We start from the raw sequence: 24,836 nt of genomic DNA on the forward strand, positions 1-24,836 counted from the left end.
CCTTACTGGTCATGCGTTTGTTCAGGATCAGCTTGAGGTTCTCCGCATCATGATTGGAGGTACTTTATAATAGATTTTGAATGCTCTGGTAAATGAATATAGATTCGGATAACCCAGCGACAAAGCAATCTCCGTAACGGTAGCATCCGTATCCTTTAGAAGCTGTTTGGCCTTATCCATTCGTATTCTCTGCATGAATTTTAACGGAGGCAGTCCAACCTGAGTGGTGAACATGTTGGAGAAGTATGAACGATGTACCCCTGCGAAGTCGGCGACCTGCTGCACGGAAATACCCTCTGTTGCATGCAATTCCATGTAATCCATGCATTCATGAATCCAGCCCGCTAGTTCTGTAGGCTGTGCGTAGTTGGTGTCTGGAACAAGGCTGGCTAACAATCCATATACCAACCCATGCAACTCCAGCGATACTGCTGGCTTCCACCGTTCCACACATGCTAATGCATGAATCAGTCGTTCGGACGTTTCCTGGACCTGTGGAGAACACATCTGTTTGCCAAACGGACTTTCCGGAGTTAAACCAGCCAGCTCCAATAAAGGTTTGACTTTAGGCCCATCCAATGCCAGCCAGTTCATTTGCAGCGGAGATTCCGAGGGAAGCATGTGATAGTAATAGGTTCTGCCGGGAAACAGACAAAACAGATCATTCTTCTGCAGGTCCACTCGCTTGCCATCAAATTCAAGCCTGACCCTACCTTCATGCACAAAATGAAGACTGTAACACTCGATACGTTTGGGGCCAACTCGGTAATTGGATTTGGCTATACTTCGCCCTGCCCGGACTGGCCAGATGTGTTCTTCTTTATCCAAATAACCTGGCTTATAGTAGATGAATTCTGCATGCTCATACTCATATTCCTGCATCGTAGGGAGTTCCCTCCTTCTCCTATTTTGTTTGATCATAACAAAATGACAATAAAAATATAACACCGGGCTATTTTTATAACTCGTTTTTTTCAATATCATCTTACTAGGAGGCGATTACACTTGTCGAGAACACCTAACATTTTGCTAATCACTAGTGACCAGCAGCACTGGAACACGATCGGAGCTTTTCAGTCTGAGATTTCCACGCCCAATCTGGACCGTCTTGCCCGGCAAGGAACAACGTTTGATCGGGCTTATTGCCCAAACCCTACCTGTACCCCTAGCCGTGCTTCTATTATTACAGGTATGTATCCCAGTCAGCATGGAGCCTGGACGTTAGGCACAAAACTGCTTGAAGACCGTCATACCGTCGGAGACAGTTTCCAGGAGGCAGGCTACCGCACTGCCCTAGTAGGTAAGGCACATTTTCAGCCTTTGAAATCTACGGAGGAATACCCGTCGGCAGAAGCGTATCCCATCTTACAGGATTTGGAGTGCTGGAGACATTTCCACGGTCCATTTTACGGCTTTGACCACGTAGAGTTAACACGTAATCATACGAATGAAGCGCATGTCGGTCAGCATTACGCGCTATGGCTGGAAGAACAGGGATGTACGAACTGGAGAGATTACTTCCTTCCCCCAACTGGGACGATGGACCCTTCGGTAACGTATACGTGGCCCATCCCTGAGAAATATCACTACAACACCTGGATAGCCGAACGAACCAATTCCCTTTTGGAGCAATACACCCATGCTGATGATCCATTTTTTCTGTGGGCCAGCTTTTTCGATCCGCATCCGGAATATCTGGTACCGGAACCTTGGGATTCGATGTATGACCCCGATGATCTGACGATTCCGTCGATAACACCTGGAGAGCATGATCGTAACCCACCCCATTTTCAACTGACCCAGAAGGAGAATCCGAATTTTGAGCATCTGGTTGAAACCGGATTCGGCATTCACGGTTACCGTTCCCATCATTATTATGAATATGGCGACAAATCCCGGCTAACGGCGTATGACAAGAAAAAATTGGTCAGCGTGTATTACGGAATGATCAGCATGATGGATAAATATATTGGCAAAATTCTCGATAAGCTGGATGAGTTGGGTATTGCAGACGATACAATCGTCGTTTTCACAACCGATCATGGTCATTTCTTCGGACAGCATGGTCTTCAGGCCAAGGGTGGATTCCATTACGAAGATCTTATCAAAATCCCATTTATCGTAAGATACCCTGGTGAGGTGCCTGCTGCGAAAAAATCAAATGCCATACAATCGCTGGTCGATCTGGCTCCTACCTTCTTGTCTCTTTGCAACATTGCAATTCCGCACGCCATGACGGGCATCGATCAGAAGAAAGTGTGGATGGGCGCCAAGGAAGCCGTTCGTAATCATGCTCTCTGCGAATTTCGACACGAACCCACGACGATTCATCAAAAAACATATGTCGAACAGCGGTATAAAATCACCGTCTATTACAATCAAATCTATGGTGAACTTTTCGATCTTGAACAGGATCCCGATGAACGTTTTAACTTGTGGAATGAACCTGAGTACACCCAGCTCAAGTCTGAGCTTCTGCTCAAATACATCTGGGCTGAGCTTGGCAAGGAGTCCATGCCGATGCCTCGAATTCATCATGCGTGATGGAAAGGATAAGGGTAGCATCCAAAACCTGAAAGAACAATTTATGTTACTGACACAGCTTTTTTGGACTTTCTTTTGCATCGGCCCTTCCACATTTGGAGGCGGATATGCAATGCTGCCTATTATTGAACGCGAAGTGGTGAACAAGAAAAAATGGATACAAGAGGACGAGATCGGTGAGCTTATATCGCTTGCCGGCTCTGCTCCCGGAGGAGTTGGCGTCAATGCCGCTGCGATGATCGGACATCGCCAGGCAGGAATTGCGGGAGCTGTGTATGCCGTCATGGGCGTGACATGTCCCACGTTTTTGATTGTGATCCTGATCAGCGTGTTCGCCATCCTATTTCGTAACCAACCCAAAGTTGAAGCTGCTTTAAAAGGAATGAACGGTGGAATTATTGCACTAATTAGCATGGCAACTTATCGGACGGCCAGGTATTCTATCTTAGATACAACAACAGCGATAGCTGCCATTGTGACCGTAGCTGTTCTTCTGTTTGCAGGAATCCATCCCCTCTATCTTATTATTTCGGGATTGATATGCGGCATGGCCGTGATTCGGATCAAAAAACGGCTGGGCCTTCAAGTGAAAATGGAGAAGAAGTCTGTAACAGGCAGCTACCCGGAACTGGAATATTACATTTAAGTAAGACGAATCGGAGCGATTGAGATGTACTGGGACCTGTTCATGATGTTTATACGTGTAGGCCTCGTTTCATTTGGTGGCGGTTACGCCGTTATCCCGATCATTCAACACGAGGTAACGGAAAAAGGATGGCTGACAAGCGCTGAATTCCAACAAACCGTAGCGCTGGCCGGTATGACGCCAGGCTCGATTGCAACCAATGCCGCAACGTTGATTGGTTATCGGACGGCAGGTTATATCGGAGCCGCTGTCTCTACTGCAGGTATGATTTTGCCTTCACTCGTCGTAATTGTGCTACTCTCCGCCTTATTTTATCGGATGCACGACAATTCATGGGTAAAGTCCTCTTTATATGGCTTGCGCCCCGTAACGACGGGACTCATTATCTATGCTGCCATTCATTTTGGATATCCAAGTGAAAACTCAGGCATAAGCTGGGTATGGATTGCGACACTACTTATTAGCGGAGTTTGTTTGTTTCTTCTGCTCAAGTACAAGCTTCATCCCCTTCTGATTCTTAGTGTGGCTGGAGCAGCAGGCATTATCTTATTTTAATTCAGTGTGGCGACGACAGGCTGAATTCACTGCCTTCAATGGTTTTTAAAAGGAGCAGCGATCACAGCATTAGCTGTCCTGGCTGCTCCCCTTCATCTTTATTTTTACGAATGACGCAGATATAATCTGCTCGTTTCCTCCCAGATTTCTCCCGGCTGCAAACTAAATAATCCAGCTTCCTCGGCCTGCATATCCAGATTTGGTGCATTCACAAGATTAATCTGCGGTTCGGGGCAGAAAAACCCTTCTTCCGCATGATTGTTCCAAATCATCCATTGTTTATAAGAAGTTCCCACATCGTAGATCAGGGTCATTCCATTCCTCGTATCCTGAAGCTCCATCCGGTTTCTCCCGTTTTGCGGTACAGCAGTATAATGATTATCCATTTCTGCAAAGAAGGGATATACCCCGGAGTCACGCATCTGCTCTTCCTCCTGAATCAAGGGCCGAAAACAGGTCGTTGGCAGCATACGTTGATCTAATTCCCATCTGTCTCCAATGGTTAGCTTGAGCTTGTAATCACGAGCCGATCCCCCGGAATTAAAGGGAGCGTTAATTGAAGTATGAAAAGCGATCAGGCACGGCATGCTGGAGCTTCCATGATTGCGAATGCGGACATGCTGCATTAGTCCATCACTGCTCAGCGAGTAGCGTAATGTAATACTGAATTGAAAAGGAAAGCATACGTATATCGGATGAGTTTCGTCAACAGTTATGGACACCGAGACATGGCTTTCATTCTCGGTATGCCCATACTCATCCACAACCCAGGGCGCATTATACAAAAATCCATGCAAATGATTGCCTGTTGCTTCCTCATTGACCGGAAACTGAAGCGTCTGCCCGTTCCAGGCAAACCGCCCGTCCTCATAGCGATTTGGCGGAAACAGAACCGGGATCCCGTGAATCATGGGTCTTGCCTTGAATGAATCCATCTCTTCCGGTGAAGGTTCATGAAGGAAGCGAAGCCCCCGTTCAAGATCACGATAAGCGACCAGATTACCACCGATCTCCGGTAGCATAACAGCCTCACTGGAACCAAAGCGAAGGTAAATGGCCTTTTCCCCTTGAAAATCGCCTTCCCAGGATCTACTTTTCTCCTTTGTATTCAACACGTATTCCCCTCCTTATTCGCCGGCCGACGATGGATAATGTCCTTCAATAATCGCCCGAATCTGTTCCATCGGCATCTTGGGCTGTCGGTCATACGTCAGCAGACCGTTAATTTCCTGTTCCACGTCCGTCAGCTGGGTGTAACAAAATCCTTCTACTACTGGAGAATCCAATAGTGGCTGTACTACGGCATGCAATCGCTGTGCAAAATCCTCGTCATTTTCCGCTCCGGAGTAACCCCAGCCTTCCCAGTCACTTTTTTTATACCCGATTCCACCGAATTCGGTAATTAAAACGGGCTGTCCTTCATAACGATAGTTACCCACGCTAAGCTTTCGACTGCCCGGAAGGGCTTTTACCGCATTTTCACGAGTGCGGTAGCGTTCCTCCAGAACCTCTCTTCTCCATTCATAATCATGGATGTTATACAAGTCGGTCTGAACCATCTCCCAGCCATCATTGGAAATGACCGGACGGGTAGAATCCAGTGACTTGGTCAAATAATACATCGACAAGGCATGATACTGCTGCTCCTTGCTGGTCAGGATGTTCGGAACACCCCAGCTTTCATTAAGAGGTACCCAGACCACAACACATGGATGGTTGTAGTCCCTTTCCAGCGCCTCCTGCCATTCCCTTGTTATCTGGGCGACGTATTGATCCGAGAAATCGTACGCATTCGCCATCTCTCCCCACACCAGCAGTCCCAGTTGATCACACCAGTACAGATATCTCGGATCTTCAATCTTCTGGTGTTTTCTGGCGCCGTTAAACCCCAGTTCCTTCGTTAATTCCACATCACGCCGGATGGCCTCGTCACTCGGTGGAGTCAGATTTCCATCCGGGAAATACCCTTGATCCAGAACAAGCTTCATATAATAAGGACGGTTATTCAGAAACAGCTTACCTTGTTCAATAGAGATTTTGCGCATGCCGAAATAGCTATCGACCTCATCGACAGGCACACCATCCACCAATACAGTGAAATGAATGTCATACAGATTGGGCTGCTCTGGTGACCACAGCCTGCCAAGGCCATGCTCGTTAAAGGTGTGAAGTCCGATGGTACGGGTCTCTGTCCTGCCGCTAATCCGATATTCATCCTCAGACAGCTGCTCTCCTTGATAGGCAATTTGTACACGGAGCCTGACATCCTGTGCGTGCCAATCCCTTGGTTCTGTTTGCTCCCTTTGAAGATGAGCCGTAACTTCGATCTCGTTGCGATCGACATCGGGAGTGAGACGCACCTTCTGTAGATGAACGGGTGCGACAGCTTCAAGCCACACCGATTGCCATATTCCAGTAGTTCGGGTATAGAAAATTTGGGCAGATTGCTCCTGCCAGAACTGCTTCCCGCGTGGTAATGTTACATCCCTGCTATAATCTATCGCTTGTACGGTCAGCGTATTGTTTCCTTCCAGCAGAGCATCCGTAATGTCGGCATGAAAAGGGGTGTGTCCCCCTTCATGCCGAACCACAAGCTGTCCATTGACCCAGACAGAGGCTTCATAGTCCACGGCTCCGAAGTGCAGCAGCAGCCGTTTGCCAGTGAAGTTCTTCGGAATGTCAAAGGTTCGTTTGTACCATACATTATCGTGGAATTCCGGATCTGCAATGCCACTAAGTTGACTTTGAAAAGCAAATGGCACTTGGATTCGCCGGCTGAATGCTCGCTTGCCCTCACTCCATTTTTCCGAACGTCCCTTGTTATCATCATCGAATTCAAATTCCCATTCCCCATTCAAACTCAGCCAATCTTTACGTACAAATTGAGGCCTTGGATAATCCTGTCGTAGCATGATGTTCAGCTCTCCTGTCACCCCAGATTGATTTTACGGATCACTTCCAGTGGCACTTTCGGTTTACGGTCTTCCGTCAACAGACCATTAATCTCCTGCTGCACATCGGTGACCTGTGTATAACAATAGCCCGAGATATAGGGAATGGCTTTGATCGCTTCGGTGATGGAACGGAAACGTTCAATAAAGGCTTCAACTGAGTCCACCTGATTGCCATAACCCCAGCCTTTATCCGATTGGAAAGCAATACCGCCGAATTCACTGATGATAATGGGTTGTCCTTTATAGTGATAACCTTCAGCAAAAGCAAACTTCCATCGATTGGAAGCAATCTTGTTATTTACGATCAAGTCCTTATCCTGATACCGTTCCAGAAAAGCTTCTCCCGTCTCCACATAATCATGGATTGTCAAAATATCCGATACCGTATGCTCCCATCCGTCGTTGGTAATGACCGGACGATACGGATCAATGGCTTTGGTTAGATGGTAAATGGATTGCGTGAATTGCTGCTGCCTTACCTCGTGACCAATCGTCGGTATTCCCCACGATTCATTAAATGGCACCCAGGTAATGATGCTGGGATGATTGTATTGCTGGGGAACAATTTCAAGCCATTCTTTGGTGAATCGGCTCACTGCCTCATCATTAAACTCGAAAGTTGCTGCCATCTCTGACCAGACCAACATGCCTTTTACATCACACCAATACAAAAAGCGTGGATCTTCCAGTTTCATATGTTTACGGATTCCGTTATATCCCATCTCGGCAATTTTATCGATATCCTCAATCAGCGCTTCCACTGAAGGTGGGGTCAAATGGCTCTCTGTCCAATAGCCCTGATCCAGAATCATTCTTTGGTACAACGGAGCATTGTTCAGCAGAATCTGCCCATTTTCAATCGATATTTTTCGCATACCAAAATAGGAATGAACCCGATCGATTTCTTTCTCATCTTCGTACATCACAAACTCGATATCGTACAGGTTCGGTGAGCCCGGTGACCATAACGACTGTTTCCACGGACCGCCTGCTTCATGTTTGACACTGGCTTCCACGGTCATCCAGGGTCTGTCTGGAGATAGGCTAATAGTTTGCACATGCTGACCCTTTAACTCAATCCGTGTCTCCAAACGCAAGTTGTTCTTGCCTTCAATCCCATTCAATTGAAAGTCCACACGAATCATATGACGATCGATATCCGGTGTCATCTTAACTGCTTCAACCCTTGCTTCACTCACATGCTCCAGCCAGACACTTTTCCATATCCCGGTACTTTGCACATAAAAACATTCAAAATTGTCATCCACCCAGCGTTGTTTCCCCCGAGGCTGCATCGCGCTCTGACTGTCTTCTACTTCAAGCACAATGTTATTCTCCGAGCCGTAAGTGATATAAGGGGTAATGTCGAATGAAAACGCTGCGTACCCTCCTTCATGTTCACCAACAACCGTTCCGTTCACCCAACATTTTGCGTGATAATCCACTCCCTGAAAATGCAGAATGCTCCGTTTTCCTTTTGCTTCCTGGGGAATCTGAACACTTCTGCGGTACCAGACCAGAGGATGAAATGTCTCGATTCCGATACCGCTCGCTTGGGTCTCATAGGTAAAGGGAACCTTGATTTTTGTCCCTTCCGGAAACTGATTCTGGTCGTACCACTGCTCGCTTTCACCCGCCTGATTATCATCAAAACTAAAATCCCATTCTCCATTCAAATCCAACCACTCATTGCGTACAAATTGCGGTCTTGGATAATCCTTGTTATAAAATTTAGTTGTCATCTTGTTCTCTCCGATCTCCTCTGTATTTGGCTCATAGGCCTGAAAAAGTGTTAACCCTTAATACCGGACATGCTGATGCCTTTAACAATCTGTTTCTCAAAAATGATAAACAATATAATGATGGGAACAGAGGCCACTGCATTGATAACCATCGGTTTGACGTAATCTTCTGAATACTGACCCATTAGCGTTGGGATACCCATTGGCAGCGTAAACAGATTATCATCGGTTATGGAAAGGAATGGCCATAAGAAATTGTTCCACGAACCGATAAATGTCAGAATCGCCATCGATGCCATGGCCGGACGTGTCAAAGGCAGCATGATGCTGGTAAAGATTCGCCAAAAGCCTCCCCCGTCAATTTGCACACTCTCCAGCAGATCATTGGGAACCCCATCGAAGAAGCTTTTGAGCACTATGACAGCTACTGGTGAAGCCAAAGCAGGAATAATCAATCCACTGTATGAGTTCAGCAAATGCAAATCCTTGGCTACCTGATAGAGCGGAATAATGGTTGCTTCACCCGGAATCAGCAATCCGCCAAGAATGAAGAAGAAAACAAATGTACGGAAACGAAACGGTACTTTGGACAGAGCGAATCCAGCCATGGCAGCGAAAATCACAGTCAGTACTGTTACAACTACAGCGACGAACAGACTGTTAACCACCCACTGTGACAGCTTTGTCGTTGTCAGAATTTCGTTATAGACGGCAAGTGAATATGGCGGTTTAAACCAGTCCAGGACCGTAATAATCTTCATGCCTTCTTCTTTGATGGAGACCATCAGCATCCACACAAGTGGGGCCGCAAACATAACCGCCATCAACGCAGAACCTGTGCGATATAACCATTTCATCAGTATTCCGCCCCTTTCCGGTTAGTCATCCAGTATTGCAGCGCCGACAGCACAAGCAGGATCACGAATAAAATATAGGACATCGTTGCGGCATAGCCCAGGTTGTTGTTCTTGAATCCGGTCTGATAGATTAACTGAATAATCGGACGTGTCTGATCCAGCGGTCCCCCGCCTGTAATGACATAAATCTGCATAAAGACCTTGTAGGAAGCGATAATCTGCAACATGGTAATGGTTTTGGTCAGTGGCTTCAGATAAGGAAGAGTAATCCTCCAAAATATTTGTGTATCACTCGCACCATCCAGCCTTGCTGCTTCATAAATTTCATCCGGTATTTCCTGCATGGCGGAAAGATACAAAATAAAGTTAAATCCGACTGTCCACCACAAGGTAATTACGGTAATAACGACCCAGGCGAGCCCCGTTTCCGTCAGCCAGAATATTTCGGAATTTTGAGGCAATAACCTGACAAGATGCAGGACGGAATTGACGAATCCCGTATAAGGCTGAAATACGAATAAACCCAGATAAGCTGCGACGGCAACGGAGAGTACGCTTGGTATAAAGAAGATGATGCGGTAGAACTTTTGTAAAGACGATTTTCGGTTGGCAATCAAAGCCAGCAGAATCGCGAGTATAATCATGGTCGGTGTACTCAAGAAAACAAAGAAGGTTGAATGCCAGATCGCTTCCCAAACCTCTCTGTCCTGAAAAACTTTTCGGAAGTTATCCAGGCCAATAAAATCCATTTTCTTGATCAACGTCCATTTGTAGAAGGTCATCTCCACACCTTTAATCATGGGCCAGATCGTAAATAAACCATAAATAATTAAGAATGGAAGCAGAAATACCAGCGCTTGCATATCCGCTCTCATTTTTTTGATCTTCATATGCGTCTCCCCTTTGATTGGCACGCAAGCCGGCGATTTCTTGTCTAGAGATGGTGATTACGCAGGCTTGCGTGACCCGTCTTCCTTCTATTCGCTCAGTATTTTCTGAATGGCTGTCTCCATGTTGTTCATGGCATCCGCAGGAGTCATTTTGTTCATCCATACTTCATTCAAAAATTTAAAGGCAGCTTCATCGCGGATTTGTGCATTTTTGGTGGAATGTTTGCTGAATTTAACTACACTCGCAACTTCGGAATAATCACTGCGGTATGGCAGATCCTTGAATTCCTGTTTTTCCAGCACGGATGGCTTGGATGGAATATGTCCGGCTTTCGCCCACACCTGACCATTGTCAGCAACCCAGTCGGCGAAAGTCATCGCTGCTTTGCGTTTAGCCGGATCCTCATCCTTAGTCAGTGGCAAAACAATGGTATGAGAATCTCCCCATGTTGCTTCCTGGTCGTAGAATTTCGGAATTGGCATAGCACCAAACTCAAGTCCTTTGGTGGATTCCCACGTTCCTGTCGTCCAGACCCCTGTCATGATAATAGCGGCTGTTCCACTTTGAAAATTTTTATAGAAGTCCGGATCATTCTTCTTGATATAGCCTTCGGTATAAAGCTTCTGGATATAGTCAGCGGCTTTGATGCCTTTCTCTTTATCAATGGCTGCGGACTTCAGATCATCCGACACCACGTCGTTACCACCCAACTGGGAGTACAGCGACCACCACAAGCGGTAAGGGTCATCATTATTATTGGACAATGCAAACGGGGTCGTTTTGGCAGGCAACTTCTCTTTTAAAGTTTGAAGGAAACTCAAAAACCCGTCAGCCGATTGCTCCAGAATCGGTTTTCCGTCTTCACCAAGCAAGCCTGCATCTTTTAGCAGTTTTTTGTTGTAGAACATGATAAAGGGATGTGTGTCAATGGGGACTGCATAATGTTGACCTTCTACAGTAACCGCATCCAAGAGATTCTGGTTATAGGTGCTCCAATCTACACCTGCATCCGTAGCCGGAGTATCAAGCTCTGTGACAACCCCCTGATTGATCAGATCGGGCAGTCTGGAGGAATGGGAAATCCCAATGTCCGGTCCATTACCGTTACCAACAGCAGTAACGAGCTTCGTATAATACTCGCCCCAGGCCAATTTGGTATTCTTCACTTCAATGTCCGGATGGGTTTTGTTGAATTCATCGACTAATGTCTGCATGTTTGCGCCATCACCACCATCGAACAATGTCCAGAATGACAATGTCACTTTTCCATCACCAGTGCCACTCTCACCCGCCTCATTACTGCCTCCGCTACATGCACTTAACACGGTTGAGAATGAGAGCAATAATGTCAGTGCTAACCTGCCGATCTTTTTTTTCATGCGAGTATCCCCTTTACTCTAATTTGTAGATACAAACGATATAATTGTTTTATTACATTATTACTGTATCTATAGGGGATTATATAAGGGTAATTATCACTTGTCAACGCTTTCAAACATATTTAGTGTAATTATCAAATAAAAAAAGACCTTAGTTACATAATATCTGCAACCAAGGCCTTTCTTCCTCATCTCATTCTAATGAACAGCATAATGTACAGTCATCTTGATATTTTGGTCATAATCTCCAAATTGTCTCCCAAAGAGATTTACGCCTCCTTGATGAACCGCATCCGGCTTCATACCGATCCGCACCCTTAACTTATGGCTGTTTTGAAGGTTAAGCTGAGCCAGATCCACTGCTGAAATTTTCTCCATATCCAGCGTCGTCTTATTTTTATCCACCCGCCATGTCTTTAATAAACCATACTGTGTTGACCATTCAAACCACCACGCCGGGTTGAGCTTTCCGCGCCGATCTCCAAAGTCACCAGGACATGTCCACATACCAATTTCCACACCGTTAATCCATACGGAGATATCGGAAGGCCAATTATGATCATAGTTTGGCGCTTCAGAACATATTTCCATGGACAATTCCAGCGATTCGATTACCGCTTCTGCCGGAATCTCCAGTGGCATCAAATATTCGACATATCCCTTACGAAACCACATAATCTGCGCTCCGACATGCTTCGGATGATAAAAGCTGGCGGGTTCATCCTCACGAATAATCATGCCCTCGCCATTCGCCATGCCGCATGTGGGTGACACTTCACAATCACTATAATGACCGATAGGCATATCCACTTCGTACACCTGAATGTCGCCTTTGGGAATTGCTTTCTCCAGATTAAGAGCAATATGAATATCATCGTAATTGCGGCTGCATACCTTCATCGCCCCGCGAGAGGCAGGCAGCAGTTCGGTATTAATCAGCCTTGCTGCTTCCAAAACCTTGATGTTGCTGGCTACTGTGGATACGGGAAGTTTGAGAGCTTCCGCGATTTCAACGATATTCAGGTTTTGGGAGATCAATAGTCGGAGAATATCCACTCTGGATCGAGTCGATAACGCATGCGTGACCGTGACCAGTTCATCCGGATTATCAAAACTCAGCTCAAGCATTCGTTCACCACCTCTTATGTATTTATGAAACAGGAAATTTAAACGTAAAGTTTAATTCAGTCGATAATATTGTAACAAATCATTTATTTTGTATCAAATTGCTTTTCACTTCATCATTCTTCTTCGTTTTTCATACAATTTCCGGTTAATGTGCGATGATCAATCTAGCATAAGTTCAAAATCAAACAGCTTTATTCCTGGAGTGTTGCCTATCGTCATAAAACTTATAGCCTAACCCAAGAAATCCGCCAAACATGGCGGATTTTTTGGGTATATATTTTTTTCTTGCCGATAGAAGCTAGCTCTAACTCTTGCTGCTAAAATGCGACAGGTAAGGCAGCCAAGCTCTGAGAACTTAGCGCCAAATGCCACTCAATGTTTTCCCGAGGAATATTAAGTCGCAGATTAGGCATGCGTCTTAACAATGTTGTAAAGGCGATATCTCCCTCCACACGAGCAAGTGGAGCTCCCAAGCAGGAATGAATGCCATGACCAAAAGCCAGATGACGATTAATATGACGTGTAACATCCAGATCCTCTGGCTGTTCAAATTGAAGTTCATCCCGATTGGCTGATTTCAGCACGGGGATGACCATATCTCCCTTTTTGATCTGTTGCCCTGCCAGCTCTATATCCTGAGTCGCAAAACGAGGTCCAGCAATGGTTGCAGGCCCGTTAAAACGTAGCAATTCTTCAACAGCGGAAGGTGCCAGACTAAGATCAGCCTTAAGCTTCTCCAATTGTTCAGGATGATCCAATAACATCATTGCACCCGTAGCAATCAGATTGGATGTCGTCTCATGGCCAGCAAAGATCAATAACGTAATCATGGATAGCAGTTCTGGTTCACTTAGTCGATCGCCCTCTTCTTCTATAGCAATCAATTGACTGATCAAATCATCCGCAGGATGTTTGCGTTTCTCAGCTACCAGTTGTGCGGTATAGTCACCGAAGGCTTTGAGGTGTTCCTCCACTCCTGATTCACGCACTCCGAGGCCCAGACCGTGTGCAATCGCGGAGGACCAGGTCTGGATTTGCGAGCGATCTGCTTTAGGTACTCCCAGCATATCGGATATCACATGAATCGGTAAGGGAAAGGCGTAGTCCTTGACCAAGTCCATCTCACCCTGGGATTGAACCTGATCCAGTAATTCATCAGCGATCTGCTGCACACGTGGACGAAGACTTTCCATATATTTGGGGGTAAAGGCTTTGGAGACCAGTCGACGTAATCTCCGATGATCAGGATCATCTACAGAGAGCATTGATTTTCCGGTAAAGAACGTTGGAGGAGCATCTGGATCTACGTTTTCCACATAGGCTTTCAGAATATTCTCATTGCCGTCGATGGAGAGTGGGTCTACCGTGAAGTGGGCATGATCTTTGAGTACCTGTGACGCTTCTTCCATTCGTGTGACCAACCACTGCCCGCGATTTGTACCACCCATTGGCAAGGATACTGGAATAACAGGACCTGTTTCACGCAATTGCTTGATCAGTGAAAACGGATTTTCACCACTTTCCCCACTAAACAGGCTCAGTGCTGCTTTTTGTGAAACATTAAGATCTAACTCACTCATAATTACCATCCCTTCGCTTCGACCATTTTATTGGTTTACATTAATGAATTTATCCAATCATCTACTGTCAGCACATCAGCTTGTTTGGGGAATACGCTCTCTACGAGAACTCGATGAACTTCAGGGTCCCTATCCAGACAAGCATCAGAAAGTACAGTCAGCGCGTAATCCTTATCCGCCGCCTCACACAAGGTAGACAGCACTACTCCACTTGTTGCGATACCGCTAAGAATAAGTGTATTAATGCCATGGGATTGAAGAAGGTTTTTCAGGTTGCTTCCTGAGAATCCACTGACGCGGAACTTGTCCACAATGAGCTCTCCTGGGAGTGGCTGTACCGATTCGTGAATGTCCATTGCCACTTTCATTGCCGGCTTGGCTGCGTTCTCTCCACCACGGCTCGACTTTTTTCCAAACAATTTGTTACGCTCACTGATTGGAGGGGAATCCTGGCGATGACCAACCTTCACAAAAATCACAGGTAAGTTATGTCTGCGAGCTGCTTCTATCGCTTTCTGAAATGGGAGCAGTGCATCCTCGTGCTTCGCATAATGCGAAACAATGATGTTCTGCATATCCATGACCAGAAGTGCAGCTTGGTTATGATGACTCTCCATGGGTTGCACATCCCTCTCGTTTTGATTAAGATTAAAGGGAGAACTCTCCGCTTAATCTCTTCTTGATATTAAACGGAGGGTTCTCCCCTTGTCAAATTTTGGACGTCTAAGGATAGGAAGTGACAGATAGTGGATAAAACCAATACAACCTCTCGTTCGGAGCGCCGGGATGCTGCCGAGAATCGCCAACGTATCTTGGATGTAGCTAGCAAATTATTCGAGCTGCACGGCGTGGAGCGGGTCAGCATGAATCAGATCGCTTCCGAAGCGCAGATTGGAGCGGGTACCTTATACCGCCGATACCGCAATAAAAGTGAGTTATGTATGGACTTGATCAAAGATAACGCAACGCTGTTCTTCGAGGAAGTAGAAATATACTTGCAGGAGAATGCACAGCATCCACCATCTGAGCGATTGCGGGGTCTGCTGACGTTGTTTATCCAGTTTAGAGAAAAAAATGCGGAGCTGCTCTCGGGTATCGAGAATGAGGTATATCAAGGATCAGAGTCCAGAACCTCAAGTCCTCTTTATGAGCAATTGCATCAACAGCTATTCGGATTATTCGAAGAGATGGCAACAGGGAATGGCGAATCGCAGGCCATCAGCTTGTTCAAAACGGACATGCTCCTGACCGCCATGAGTAATGATTCATATCTGTTTCAAAAAAACGTGCGCGGCAACTCTCCCGACCGCATTGTAGAGCAGCTCTGTTTGACGTTTCTTTAACGTAAATGGGTATATAAAATGCTCAAAAAGCCTAATTCATCGTCGGCAATCTGCCGCTTGAACTAGGCTCTTTGAGCATGAGTTGTGGAATTTATAATGTCTTGATATACCATGCATCACAAGCAAAATGCTCCGTTGCATTTAACGGTTCTTCTAAAGGAATAAAACCGTTCTTGATATAGAACTTGTTGGCCGCAACCATATTGTTAAGCGTCTCAAGATAACATTGTTCATAGTGTTCTTTGGCAAAATCAAGGGAAATCTGAAGCAATTCATATGAGATTCCGGTGCCTCGTGCTTCTTTTAAGGAATACATCTTCTGCAATTCACAAATATGTGAAAATCCCTCCACGGGTCCGATACCGCAGCCAGCTACAACGGTTGAGTTATGCTCAACCACCCAATACCTGGAGCCCTCGCGTTGATAAAGATGATAAAAATCGCCCAGATTCGGATCAGCCCACGCTGTCCCAGATTTATTGGCCCCGAATTCGATCAAACAACTTCGAATCAGAGACTCTACTTCTTGATTATCTCTTTCTTCTATCTCTCTAATGAACATGCAGTAAGCCTCCGCATCCTGAAATAATTGCTGCTCTTAACTGCACAAATTATACTACAAATTTGATTTAACACACTACCATTCAACTACAATGAAACGGAATCACTCGTTTTGGCAGGCAGTGTCTGTTTGATTTTCAACAACCGTCTTACGTAGATCATGAAAAGCAGAAAAGAAACCAGGACCGACAAGGCACTAACCATAAACAATATGTGATAGCTCATGTATTCAGAGACCAGACCCAAGACCATCGCACCCAGTCCGATACCGAGATCAGTCGCCGTTGAAAAGAAAGCATTGGCTGCCCCTTTCCGATCCTCGGGGGCAAGGCGGAGCGTAATGGCCTGAAGAGCTGGCTGAGCGGAACCAAAGCCGATCCCGTACAGAACTGCTGAAGCGAGCACGCCAAGTAAACTGGTTGCAAAGCTAAGCACAATCAAAGCAATGATCGTAATGATAAGGGCCGGGAGAATGACTGCTGTCTCTCCTTTCTTATCGGACAGCTTTCCCGCAATGGGCCGGGATAGTGCAAGTGTCGCAGCATAGACCAGAAAGAATGTGCCAGAATTGACTTTGATCTGCTCCGCAAACAAGGGTACAAATGTAGTAATTCCACCATATGCAATGAAAAGAAAAAAGATTGGCGCCATCACAGGCAGGACTGATTTTTCGAAGATTTGGATTTTCTTTCTGTCCGTATGTGGTTGAAATGGCATTTTGGCTCCTAGCGTCAAAAGCAGGGCCACGACGGACAAACCAACAGCAAAGAGAAACATCGTCTGATATGATGTGCCTTGCATAATCCCCAGACCAATCATGGGGCCAACCGCCATTGCCAGCGTCATGGAGGTGCTAAACCACCCCATACCTTCTCCGCGCCGAGCCGATGGAATCATGTCAGTCACAGCTGTCATCATGGAAGTTGTGGATACAGCCCAGCTCATTCCATGCACGATACGAAGTCCAATCAGCATGATAATTCCACCAACCCAGTTGTACATGTACATCGCCAATATAAATAAAATCAACCCTCCGATCATAAACGGACGTCTGCCGAATCGATCCAGTAGTCCACCAACAAAAGGACGAAGGATGACGGAAGATAACATTAAAGCTCCCATAGCCAAGCCCACCTGTTTTTCATTGCCACCCATCTCTTTAATGAAAAGTGGCAGTGTGGGATACAGCATATAAAATGCAGTAAATAAAAAAAGCAAACCCAGCGTCATTAGAATAAATGACTTTGTCCATAAACGTTGCATCATTCATCCCCCACTCTAGTTATGAAATCTATGTTTTGACCTGTTTTTGTATAAAAACAAATATTGATATATTAATGAACATCTGTTAATAATTATAGACAGAATAAGAAAGCTTACCATTGTTAATTGAACGCGTTTCGTTAATTAGTGAACATTAAACATAAATTTGTTTATTATCTTTAGAAAGTTTGGTGAGAATCACATGACCAAAGTGGATCGAAGAATTCGAAAATCACAAGAAGCCATCAAAGCAGCAGTGATTGAATTGATGTCAGAAAAAAATTTCGATGATATTACTCTACAGGATATTTCCGATAGAGCGGACGTTAGCAGAGGCACCATTTATCTGCACTACGTCGATAAGTATGATCTGTTGGACAAGCTCATTGACGGGCATATCCAAGAATTAAGTGAAATTTGTCATTCGGTTTCCGACTTGGAATGGAAAGAATCCATCGTTCCCTGGTTTACCTATTTGGAACAGAATTACTTGTTCTTCTCGACGATGATGGCCAGTAAGGGAGCGGTACAATTCCGCAACCGCTTGGTTGAATTTCTTAATGAGGATTTTAAGGAGGAAGTACACTTATCTCAGGCCAGAAAATCCGGATTAAGTGAGGATATCATTCTCCAATATGTGGTCATGTCTTATGTGGGGGTCGTTGAGTGGTGGATCAAGAACGAAATGCCCCATCCACCCGAAGTCATGTCTGAGCAATTAGGAGAATTAATCAAAATGAATTTGGGATAACTTGCAATGTGCACGTAACTAAAATAGCGGTAGTCTCAGGATACGAAGTTAACACCCTGGGACTACCGCTATTACTTTTCAAAAAAAGCTGATTTTTCTGCAATTGGCGCCGACCACCTGCTGTCTAAATTGTTATTGCATGTGGTCTAATTAAGATATGGATTCCAAAAGACTCTTGGACAGCGTTTTGACAACCAAATCGTACGAATGATCAATCATGACAAAGATATCCTGCTCCGACAAGGAGCCATCTAGAATAATGGTATTCCAATGCTTTTTGTTCATATGATACCCCGGTTGAACGGCTTCATGCTGCTCTCTCAGGTTTTCGGCAATGATCGGATCACATTTTAAGTTCAAGCGAACGTTTTCCGCCTTGTCCTCAAAAATAAGCGCAAACATTTTCCCTGCAATTTTCATAGCAACAGGATCGGCTCCGAAGGGATAATCCTTTGTTGCACCTTTTTTCTTCAAACAGTACTCTATAATCTTATTCTTCAATTCAGTATCTCTCCTTTGCGCAGAAGACAACAACTTTCCCTACCCAATCTAATGATACCGAATGTACGTTTGCATGTAAATATCAAGCATTTCATTTCAACTATTCTTCCTGTATCACAGGCATCATCTTCTCAGACAGCTTCCTTGATCGCTACGCAACTTATTTGGACATACAACAAAAAAAACCGACTCCATGAAATAATTCATGAAATCGGTTTTTCATCATTCGAATTATGCATTCGATACTCTAGCTGTCTTCACTTTCTGTACTTCGTACATATTTACCGTAGTGCTAATCAGATACTCGGGTTTCTCCTGTCCTCTTTTCTCCTTATGACCTTTAATATGCACATCGCTTTTCTCCCAATTCTTCCAGTCTTCTTCCGACTCCCAACGAATCAGCACCATCACTTCTTCGTGTTCTTTACTCTTTTTGTTAACCATTACACTGAAATCAATCAGTCCCGGCATTTCTTCTACAGGGCTAGGGGCACTGAAACGTTCCACCAGTTTATGACTATGGCCTTTTTCGACTACCATAACGCGAGTTTGAATGAACATGAATTACGCCTCCTGATTGCCTCAAGTCACTGCTTGGATACAATGGCCTTGGGACATTTTTTAAGTTCCTCTCTATTATTCTATTCTTATTGAAAATGATTATCAATATCGTATCGATTTTGTGTTCATAAAAAAACCTCCTCCACGAAATGGAGAAGGCATTTGCTCGTTATTTTAGAGAGCTTTATTCACTTTGCTACTCTTTGGTTTACTGTGACTTGTACTATTGTGGTTTGGTTTACCGCTATTTGGCTTACTACCGTTTGGCTTACTGTGATTAGCTTTACCGCTCTTCTTAAACCACTCGGATTTAGGTTTGCGAGCCGGATTCGCTTTTGACTTCGCGGGTTTATCGGCTGCAGATTTATGAGGTGCAGACTTCGATGTTTGATTCGATTTTACAAAAGCAGGCACACTTGTCATCGGATAAGGATGATTTTTCACTTCAGGAATGGTCTTCTTGATTACTTTCTCAATATCCTTCAGGAACGGAAGCTCTTCCTTTTCACAAAAGGAAATCGCCATTCCGCTATGCCCTGCTCTACCTGTACGGCCAATTCGGTGGACATACGTTTCCGGAATATTAGGAAGGTTGAAGTTGATTACATGTGACAGCTCTTCAACATCAATGCCCCTTGCCGCTATATCCGTCGCCACCAGTACTCGTGTAACTCCACTTTTGAAATTATTCAAGGCTCTTTGACGCTCATTTTGAGATTTGTTGCCATGAATGGCCTGAGCCGTAATATTCACTTTGGACAAATCGCGAGTTACACGGTCAGCTCCACGCTTTGTACGAGTGAATACCAATGCCGAAACAATAGATTTATCCTGCAAGATATGATTCAACAGACTCTGTTTTTTGCCATTTTCTAATAAATACACAGACTGTTCAATTCGATCCACTGTGGAGGAGACGGGCGTAATTTCTACTTTTACCGGATCAACCAGCAGTGTTTTTACCATTTTTGTGATTTCAGGAGGCATTGTAGCTGAGAAGAATAAGGTCTGTTTCTTGCTCGGCATCTTCGCAATGATTCGCTTCACATCATGAATGAAGCCCATATCCAACATGCGGTCTGCTTCATCAAGAACCAGTATTTGCACATGTTTCAGATCAATACGCTTTTGATTGACCAAGTCAATCAGTCTACCGGGCGTTGCAATAATAATATCTGCACCTTGATTGAGCGCACGCTCCTGGACTTTCTGTGAAACGCCACCAACGATTGCGGCACAACGAATATCGGTAAAACGGCTATACGCCTTAATATTATCTGAAATCTGAATCGCAAGTTCTCTTGTTGGTGTTAAAATCAATGAGCGAATATGGCGTGCGGCTTTGGGGCCGTTCGACTTTTCGCTTAATAACTGAATGATAGGCACAGAAAATGCTGCCGTCTTGCCTGTACCTGTTTGCGCACAGCCAAGTAAATCTCTGCCTGCCAATACGGCCGGAATCGCCTGTTCCTGTATAGGTGTAGGGGCAGTATAGTTTGCTTTGCTTAATCCTTCCAAAATTGCGGGTATAATATTCAAGTCTTTAAATGTCATTAGGTCTCCTTAATTTACGCAACAAATATTCATTTGACGTATATCTCATTTCAAAACGTAACACATAAGGATAACATTAAAAAGCACTTCTGTATATCATATTTTGAAAATTCAGCCCTGGATGCCATTTTGGTTGAACAACAATTAGCTCTGAACAAACGATGAAACATCAATCTATTAACTTACCAGTTTCAACCCTACTGCTGATCCAAGCACCATGGCAATAAACAGAATTCTTAACGCATTTCGAGGTTCTCCATAAAATATCATGCCGAGAATAGCTCCCCCGGAAGCGCCGATTCCTGTCCATACAGCGTATGCCGTCCCCATCGGAAGAGTCTTCATCGCCAGCGATAGGAACAGAAAGCTTAGTCCAAATCCCGCAACCAGCAGTATGATTGACGTCAGGTTACGATCTTTGTGCAATTTATTAATCATCAGAACCCCAATCATTTCAAAGACACCTGCCAAAACAAGAAATACCCAGTTCATGATTCATGTACCTCCTTTGTTTTTCCTTTGCTGAGCATTTTAAGACCGATTACGCCCAATAAAAGAACCCCAATGAGCAGCATTTTCCCAGATTGAATCGCCGCATCAAACAAAATAATCTCTGCCAGCACAGTCCCTGCTGTACCCAATCCAACGAATACCGCATATACAGTCCCTACATCAAGTGAGCGGGATGCTGCAATCATCAAGGTGAAGCTGACAATAATCGCGATCAGTGTAGCACCCCACTCCAGAAAACCACTGGCATGTTTCAATCCAATGACCCAACCGACTTCAAATAAAGCTGCAATAACGACGGACAACCAGGTTTTGTTCATTTCTACACACTCCTTATCAAATTTTGCTACGTGTATTATTAGTTACATGAAGCCAAAATAAAAAAGCCCGGGAAACAAACTGCATTAAGCAGTTCATCTCCCAGGCTTTTGTCCCTCCGTGACACAACCAATAGGCTGTGAGTTTTCTCTCGGACCAGACCGACATAACTGTCGCGGAACCCTAGAAAACATTTGAGTATTTTGATGTGACTCCAATTATACACAATTCTTTTTGATTGGCAACCCTTTTTCGCTACTAGGCTAGAGGGAACTTACATGCCGTATATTTTGTGTGGTACGTAGTATTCCTCCAAGCTTGCAACCTCCTGCGCATCTAGCTGGACTGACAAGGCTGCTACGGCATCCTCCAGATGATGTTCTTTCGTTGCACCCACAATTGGTGCGGTGACACCTTCTTTTTGCAATACCCATGCCAGTGCAACGGTTGCTCTGGAAACACCTCGTTTGTTCGCAATATCAGCGACAGTCTCCACTATTTTACGATCGGCATCAACCATTCCCGCAGCAAGTCGGTCTCCAGCTTCGTCGTTCGATGAACGGGCTGTTTTCTCATCCCAATTCCGAGTAAGACGCCCTTTGGCAAGAGGACTCCATGGAATTACACCCACTCCCTCTTCACGACAGAGAGGCAGCATTTCCCGCTCTTCTTCCCGATACATCAGATTCAACAGATTCTGCATGGAGACAAATGGGGTCCAGCCGTTGCGTTCCGCCGTATGCTGGGCCTTCATAAACTGCCAGGCGTACATTGAAGAAGCTCCTATATAACGGACTTTCCCCGCCTTAACAACATCATGAAGGGCCTCCATCGTTTCTTCTATTGGAGTACTGCTGTCCCATCGATGGATCTGATACAGATCCACATAATCGGTGCCTAGGCGCTTCAAGCTGTTATCAATCTCATTAATAATGGCTTTTCTCGACAAACCTGCACCATTTGGCCCCGGCTTCATGCGGAAGTAAACCTTTGTTGCAATAACAACCTCATCACGACGAGCAAAATCCTTCAACGCACGACCCACGATTTCTTCGCTTGTACCATCCGAATAGACGTTGGCTGTATCAAAGAAGTTAATACCCATGTCCAGCGCTTTTTGGATAAAAGGACGACTCTCTTCCTCATTCAACGACCATGGAGCGATTCCGCGTTCAGGGACTCCATAGCTCATGCAACCAAGACATAATCTCGAAACGTCCAGTCCGGTACGACCCAATTTTACATATTCCATAATCAAACACTCCTTTATGAAGTTAATTTTATCCAATAACTGAGATACAATTCTTTGAAAATCGGATTTTCTTCCCATTTGATCTGGGACTCCAATCTCTCGATTACAATTTGTTTCACTTGGTTCGATAAGCGTTTACTCAACCTTCCCACCCATCTTTCTGGCATACTAAAATGGATCAAAGACCCGTTCTTCTCTCCAATTCTTCCGTATATCTAGAACCCATCAGGGTGATTTTTGAAGCTGCTTCATTAATGCTCTGTACATCTTCGGGTGTAAGTTCAATGTCCGCCGCACCCATATTTTCTTTGAGACGACTTGACTTGCGCGTTCCCGGGATGGGTACAATCCATGGTTTTTGGGCCAGCAACCAAGCAAGTGCGATTTGCGCAGGGGTAGCTTGCATCTTCTCCGCCTTCTCTTTCAACAGATCAACCAGCACTTGATTGGCCTCGAGCGCCTCGGGCGTGAAGCGTGGCAGAATATTACGCAAATCCCCCTGATCAAACGTTGTTTTTGCATTAAAACTTCCCGTGAGATATCCTTTACCCAAAGGACTAAAAGGGACAAACCCAATACCGAGCTCCTCAAGCGCTGGAATCAGTTCTTCTTCCGGACTTCTCCACCATAAGGAATATTCGCTCTGAACAGCAGCGACTGGCTGAACGGTATGCGCACGTCGAATCGTGTTCACGCCTGCTTCCGATAACCCCCAATGCTTCACTTTACCTTCTCGAATCAGATCCTGCACGGCTCCGGCAACCTCTTCAATCGGCACATCCGGATCAACACGGTGCTGGTAAAACAAATCAATTTCCTCGATCTTAAGTCGTTTAAGAGACTCTTCAGCAACTTTCCTGATCTGCTCAGGACGGCTATTCATCCCGCTCTGTTTGCCACCTTGAATGTCAAATCCGAACTTTGTCGCTATGACAACCTGATCACGTACAGGGGAAAGTGCTTCGCCAACGAGTTCTTCATTGATATATGGACCATAGACTTCGGCGGTATCAAAGAAAGTTACACCGTGTTCAACAGCTTCCCGTATGACCGCAATCATCTCCGTTTTGTCCGAAGCTGGACCATACCCGTAACTCATTCCCATACAACCAAGCCCAATTGCCGAAACTTCCAATCCGCTATTTCCCAGTGTTCGTTTTTGCATCATAAAACTTCCTTTCTTCATTCAAATGATGTGAATGTGAACTAACGCACATAAATTTATTATCTCCATTTAGGAGTACACTGAATTAATGGGGTTTACTCACACCAAGACTGCGTCGTATTTCCAGTTCTGGTGACTCTGCCAACTTAACCACCAAAGCAGCCACGCTTTTACAGGATACTTCGCTGCCTTTGAATGGCTCGCCTTTCTGGGTTATTTCATAATCAATCTCGTTTGATCTGGTAAACCACGCTGGTCGTAAGATTGTATAATCTAGATCTGAAGCTTCAACAATGGAAGCTGCTTTACGATAAGGGTCCAATATACTGCTGTACTTCTGTCCAGGCACTTCATCGTAGATCCCCATAGAACTGATAAAAATTAGTCGTTTCACTCCTGCAGATTTCATCGTTTCCACGATGGTTCTGGCGTACTGTTCCAGATCACCTGCAAGATTGACATAGACAACGTCCACGCCATTCATGGCGTCTTTCAATTTGAGTTGATCCATCACGTCACCGTCGATCACACGCGCACGATTCGAATCGATATTTCCAAGCCTGCTGGATTTCCGCAAATAGAGTGTTAGCCTGACATCGGTTTCCTTGAGAAACAAGTCTATCGCTTCGCGGGCGATTTGACCGTTGGCACCCAAAACTAATACATGACTCATTCCCATACCTCCTTTTGTTCAGGATAAATTTTCTGTTTTCGTAGAAGTACTACAGATTTGCTGGCTGATTGCCTTTTTGCGTCCCCTTGCTTGATTCTGCGAGCCTAA

At 45.0% G+C, this 24,836-nt stretch carries 25 protein-coding genes and 1 riboswitch; of the genes, 5 read left to right on the top strand and 20 right to left on the bottom strand.

The window, feature by feature from the left end:
- Window positions 1–27: 27 nt before the first annotated feature.
- On the bottom strand, window positions 28–882 hold the full coding sequence (locus A6049_RS13345) for an AraC family transcriptional regulator (protein WP_063565113.1): 855 nt from the start codon (window positions 880–882) through the stop codon (window positions 28–30).
- Between the two features lie 123 nt (window positions 883–1,005).
- Here A6049_RS13345 and A6049_RS13350 point away from each other — a divergent pair, with 123 nt between their 5' ends.
- From A6049_RS13350 to A6049_RS13360, 3 genes are read left to right on the top strand one after another with little or no spacing between them, the layout of a single operon-like run.
- Window positions 1,006–2,544, top strand: coding sequence for a sulfatase family protein (locus A6049_RS13350; RefSeq protein ID WP_063565114.1), 1,539 nt, complete (start codon window positions 1,006–1,008; stop codon window positions 2,542–2,544).
- A gap of 43 nt (window positions 2,545–2,587) precedes the next feature.
- The gene (locus tag A6049_RS13355; RefSeq protein WP_342671822.1) at window positions 2,588–3,190 is read left to right on the top strand and encodes a chromate transporter; all 603 of its coding nucleotides are present in this window, start codon (window positions 2,588–2,590) and stop codon (window positions 3,188–3,190) included.
- A gap of 24 nt (window positions 3,191–3,214) precedes the next feature.
- Window positions 3,215–3,745 carry a chromate transporter gene (locus A6049_RS13360; protein ID WP_063565116.1) on the top strand — a complete coding sequence of 177 codons (531 nt, stop codon included), beginning with the start codon at window positions 3,215–3,217 and terminating at the stop codon, window positions 3,743–3,745.
- Window positions 3,746–3,849: 104 nt separating this feature from the next.
- Here A6049_RS13360 and A6049_RS13365 read toward each other — a convergent pair whose 3' ends face one another.
- From A6049_RS13365 to A6049_RS13405, 9 genes are all read right to left on the bottom strand, one after another.
- On the bottom strand, window positions 3,850–4,860 hold the full coding sequence (locus A6049_RS13365; protein ID WP_240321388.1) for an aldose 1-epimerase: 1,011 nt from the start codon (window positions 4,858–4,860) through the stop codon (window positions 3,850–3,852).
- A gap of 12 nt (window positions 4,861–4,872) precedes the next feature.
- Window positions 4,873–6,657 (bottom strand): glycoside hydrolase family 2 protein, encoded by a 1,785-nt coding sequence (locus A6049_RS13370; protein WP_063565117.1) that lies wholly within the window; start codon window positions 6,655–6,657, stop codon window positions 4,873–4,875.
- A gap of 17 nt (window positions 6,658–6,674) precedes the next feature.
- Window positions 6,675–8,441: a glycoside hydrolase family 2 protein gene (locus tag A6049_RS13375; protein WP_063565118.1), complete on the bottom strand. Its 1,767-nt coding sequence runs from the start codon at window positions 8,439–8,441 to the stop codon at window positions 6,675–6,677.
- A 50-nt stretch (window positions 8,442–8,491) separates the two neighbouring features.
- The gene (locus A6049_RS13380) at window positions 8,492–9,298 is read right to left on the bottom strand and encodes a carbohydrate ABC transporter permease (protein WP_062318999.1); all 807 of its coding nucleotides are present in this window, start codon (window positions 9,296–9,298) and stop codon (window positions 8,492–8,494) included.
- The gene (locus tag A6049_RS13385) at window positions 9,298–10,188 is read right to left on the bottom strand and encodes a carbohydrate ABC transporter permease (protein ID WP_063565119.1); all 891 of its coding nucleotides are present in this window, start codon (window positions 10,186–10,188) and stop codon (window positions 9,298–9,300) included. Before A6049_RS13385 ends, A6049_RS13380 begins: the two co-directional genes overlap by 1 nt.
- 87 nt (window positions 10,189–10,275) lie before the next feature.
- On the bottom strand, window positions 10,276–11,568 hold the full coding sequence (locus A6049_RS13390) for an ABC transporter substrate-binding protein (protein ID WP_063565120.1): 1,293 nt from the start codon (window positions 11,566–11,568) through the stop codon (window positions 10,276–10,278).
- Between the two features lie 198 nt (window positions 11,569–11,766).
- On the bottom strand, window positions 11,767–12,696 hold the full coding sequence (locus A6049_RS13395) for an ArsR/SmtB family transcription factor (protein ID WP_063565121.1): 930 nt from the start codon (window positions 12,694–12,696) through the stop codon (window positions 11,767–11,769).
- Window positions 12,697–13,013: 317 nt separating this feature from the next.
- The gene (locus A6049_RS13400) at window positions 13,014–14,276 is read right to left on the bottom strand and encodes a cytochrome P450 family protein (protein WP_063565122.1); all 1,263 of its coding nucleotides are present in this window, start codon (window positions 14,274–14,276) and stop codon (window positions 13,014–13,016) included.
- Window positions 14,277–14,311: 35 nt separating this feature from the next.
- Complete coding sequence (locus tag A6049_RS13405) at window positions 14,312–14,893, bottom strand: cysteine hydrolase family protein (RefSeq protein WP_063565123.1); 582 nt, start codon at window positions 14,891–14,893, stop codon at window positions 14,312–14,314.
- 129 nt (window positions 14,894–15,022) lie between these two features.
- Between A6049_RS13405 and A6049_RS13410 the strand changes: the two genes are divergently transcribed.
- A complete protein-coding gene (locus A6049_RS13410; protein WP_240321389.1) occupies window positions 15,023–15,619 on the top strand; it encodes a TetR/AcrR family transcriptional regulator in 597 nt (198 codons plus the stop codon).
- A gap of 91 nt (window positions 15,620–15,710) precedes the next feature.
- Here A6049_RS13410 and A6049_RS13415 read toward each other — a convergent pair whose 3' ends face one another.
- Both A6049_RS13415 and A6049_RS13420 read right to left on the bottom strand, forming a co-directional pair.
- Window positions 15,711–16,181 (bottom strand): GNAT family N-acetyltransferase, encoded by a 471-nt coding sequence (locus A6049_RS13415; RefSeq protein ID WP_063565125.1) that lies wholly within the window; start codon window positions 16,179–16,181, stop codon window positions 15,711–15,713.
- Window positions 16,182–16,267: 86 nt separating this feature from the next.
- Window positions 16,268–17,443 (bottom strand): MFS transporter, encoded by a 1,176-nt coding sequence (locus tag A6049_RS13420; protein ID WP_063565126.1) that lies wholly within the window; start codon window positions 17,441–17,443, stop codon window positions 16,268–16,270.
- 202 nt (window positions 17,444–17,645) lie between these two features.
- On the opposite strand from A6049_RS13420, the gene A6049_RS13425 reads away from it, so the two are divergent.
- The gene (locus tag A6049_RS13425) at window positions 17,646–18,194 is read left to right on the top strand and encodes a TetR/AcrR family transcriptional regulator (RefSeq protein WP_063565127.1); all 549 of its coding nucleotides are present in this window, start codon (window positions 17,646–17,648) and stop codon (window positions 18,192–18,194) included.
- Window positions 18,195–18,344: 150 nt separating this feature from the next.
- Here the strand turns inward: A6049_RS13425 and A6049_RS13430 are convergent, their stop codons facing one another.
- From A6049_RS13430 to A6049_RS13465, 8 genes are all read right to left on the bottom strand, one after another.
- The gene (locus tag A6049_RS13430) at window positions 18,345–18,695 is read right to left on the bottom strand and encodes an MmcQ/YjbR family DNA-binding protein (protein ID WP_063565128.1); all 351 of its coding nucleotides are present in this window, start codon (window positions 18,693–18,695) and stop codon (window positions 18,345–18,347) included.
- 231 nt (window positions 18,696–18,926) lie between these two features.
- The gene (locus A6049_RS13435; protein ID WP_063565129.1) at window positions 18,927–19,256 is read right to left on the bottom strand and encodes an antibiotic biosynthesis monooxygenase; all 330 of its coding nucleotides are present in this window, start codon (window positions 19,254–19,256) and stop codon (window positions 18,927–18,929) included.
- Between the two features lie 174 nt (window positions 19,257–19,430).
- A complete protein-coding gene (locus A6049_RS13440) occupies window positions 19,431–20,810 on the bottom strand; it encodes a DEAD/DEAH box helicase (RefSeq protein ID WP_063565130.1) in 1,380 nt (459 codons plus the stop codon).
- Window positions 20,811–20,987: 177 nt separating this feature from the next.
- Window positions 20,988–21,302: a DMT family transporter gene (locus A6049_RS13445; protein ID WP_063565131.1), complete on the bottom strand. Its 315-nt coding sequence runs from the start codon at window positions 21,300–21,302 to the stop codon at window positions 20,988–20,990.
- Window positions 21,299–21,640 (bottom strand): DMT family transporter, encoded by a 342-nt coding sequence (locus A6049_RS13450; protein ID WP_063565132.1) that lies wholly within the window; start codon window positions 21,638–21,640, stop codon window positions 21,299–21,301. The genes A6049_RS13445 and A6049_RS13450 overlap by 4 nt, the downstream gene beginning before the upstream one ends.
- 95 nt (window positions 21,641–21,735) lie before the next feature.
- A riboswitch (guanidine-I (ykkC/yxkD leader) is annotated at window positions 21,736–21,836 on the bottom strand.
- 76 nt (window positions 21,837–21,912) lie between these two features.
- Window positions 21,913–22,890 carry an aldo/keto reductase gene (locus A6049_RS13455; RefSeq protein WP_063565237.1) on the bottom strand — a complete coding sequence of 326 codons (978 nt, stop codon included), beginning with the start codon at window positions 22,888–22,890 and terminating at the stop codon, window positions 21,913–21,915.
- 178 nt (window positions 22,891–23,068) lie between these two features.
- Window positions 23,069–24,055 carry an aldo/keto reductase gene (locus A6049_RS13460; RefSeq protein WP_063565133.1) on the bottom strand — a complete coding sequence of 329 codons (987 nt, stop codon included), beginning with the start codon at window positions 24,053–24,055 and terminating at the stop codon, window positions 23,069–23,071.
- An 85-nt stretch (window positions 24,056–24,140) separates the two neighbouring features.
- Complete coding sequence (locus A6049_RS13465) at window positions 24,141–24,728, bottom strand: NAD(P)H-binding protein (protein ID WP_063565134.1); 588 nt, start codon at window positions 24,726–24,728, stop codon at window positions 24,141–24,143.
- Window positions 24,729–24,836: the final 108 nt, after the last annotated feature.

The organism is Paenibacillus sp. O199, assembly GCF_001636635.1.
Taxonomy (GTDB): domain Bacteria; phylum Bacillota; class Bacilli; order Paenibacillales; family Paenibacillaceae; genus Paenibacillus; species Paenibacillus marchantiae.

What these genes read in the sequence shown, in the direction of transcription:
- A6049_RS13345 (WP_063565113.1), bottom strand. Translation starts at nt 882, where the DNA reads ATGCAGGAATATGAGTATGAGCATGCAGAATTCATCTACTATAAGCCA.
- A6049_RS13355 (WP_342671822.1), top strand. Translation starts at nt 2,588, where the DNA reads ATGTTACTGACACAGCTTTTTTGGACTTTCTTTTGCATCGGCCCTTCC.
- A6049_RS13360 (WP_063565116.1), top strand. Translation starts at nt 3,215, where the DNA reads ATGTACTGGGACCTGTTCATGATGTTTATACGTGTAGGCCTCGTTTCA.
- A6049_RS13370 (WP_063565117.1), bottom strand. Translation starts at nt 6,657, where the DNA reads ATGCTACGACAGGATTATCCAAGGCCTCAATTTGTACGTAAAGATTGG.
- A6049_RS13375 (WP_063565118.1), bottom strand. Translation starts at nt 8,441, where the DNA reads ATGACAACTAAATTTTATAACAAGGATTATCCAAGACCGCAATTTGTA.
- A6049_RS13380 (WP_062318999.1), bottom strand. Translation starts at nt 9,298, where the DNA reads ATGAAATGGTTATATCGCACAGGTTCTGCGTTGATGGCGGTTATGTTT.
- A6049_RS13385 (WP_063565119.1), bottom strand. Translation starts at nt 10,188, where the DNA reads ATGAAGATCAAAAAAATGAGAGCGGATATGCAAGCGCTGGTATTTCTG.
- A6049_RS13390 (WP_063565120.1), bottom strand. Translation starts at nt 11,568, where the DNA reads ATGAAAAAAAAGATCGGCAGGTTAGCACTGACATTATTGCTCTCATTC.
- A6049_RS13395 (WP_063565121.1), bottom strand. Translation starts at nt 12,696, where the DNA reads ATGCTTGAGCTGAGTTTTGATAATCCGGATGAACTGGTCACGGTCACG.
- A6049_RS13400 (WP_063565122.1), bottom strand. Translation starts at nt 14,276, where the DNA reads ATGAGTGAGTTAGATCTTAATGTTTCACAAAAAGCAGCACTGAGCCTG.
- A6049_RS13405 (WP_063565123.1), bottom strand. Translation starts at nt 14,893, where the DNA reads ATGGAGAGTCATCATAACCAAGCTGCACTTCTGGTCATGGATATGCAG.
- A6049_RS13415 (WP_063565125.1), bottom strand. Translation starts at nt 16,181, where the DNA reads ATGTTCATTAGAGAGATAGAAGAAAGAGATAATCAAGAAGTAGAGTCT.
- A6049_RS13420 (WP_063565126.1), bottom strand. Translation starts at nt 17,443, where the DNA reads ATGCAACGTTTATGGACAAAGTCATTTATTCTAATGACGCTGGGTTTG.
- A6049_RS13425 (WP_063565127.1), top strand. Translation starts at nt 17,646, where the DNA reads ATGACCAAAGTGGATCGAAGAATTCGAAAATCACAAGAAGCCATCAAA.
- A6049_RS13435 (WP_063565129.1), bottom strand. Translation starts at nt 19,256, where the DNA reads ATGTTCATTCAAACTCGCGTTATGGTAGTCGAAAAAGGCCATAGTCAT.
- A6049_RS13440 (WP_063565130.1), bottom strand. Translation starts at nt 20,810, where the DNA reads ATGACATTTAAAGACTTGAATATTATACCCGCAATTTTGGAAGGATTA.
- A6049_RS13445 (WP_063565131.1), bottom strand. Translation starts at nt 21,302, where the DNA reads ATGAACTGGGTATTTCTTGTTTTGGCAGGTGTCTTTGAAATGATTGGG.
- A6049_RS13450 (WP_063565132.1), bottom strand. Translation starts at nt 21,640, where the DNA reads ATGAACAAAACCTGGTTGTCCGTCGTTATTGCAGCTTTATTTGAAGTC.
- A6049_RS13455 (WP_063565237.1), bottom strand. Translation starts at nt 22,890, where the DNA reads ATGGAATATGTAAAATTGGGTCGTACCGGACTGGACGTTTCGAGATTA.
- A6049_RS13460 (WP_063565133.1), bottom strand. Translation starts at nt 24,055, where the DNA reads ATGCAAAAACGAACACTGGGAAATAGCGGATTGGAAGTTTCGGCAATT.
- A6049_RS13465 (WP_063565134.1), bottom strand. Translation starts at nt 24,728, where the DNA reads ATGAGTCATGTATTAGTTTTGGGTGCCAACGGTCAAATCGCCCGCGAA.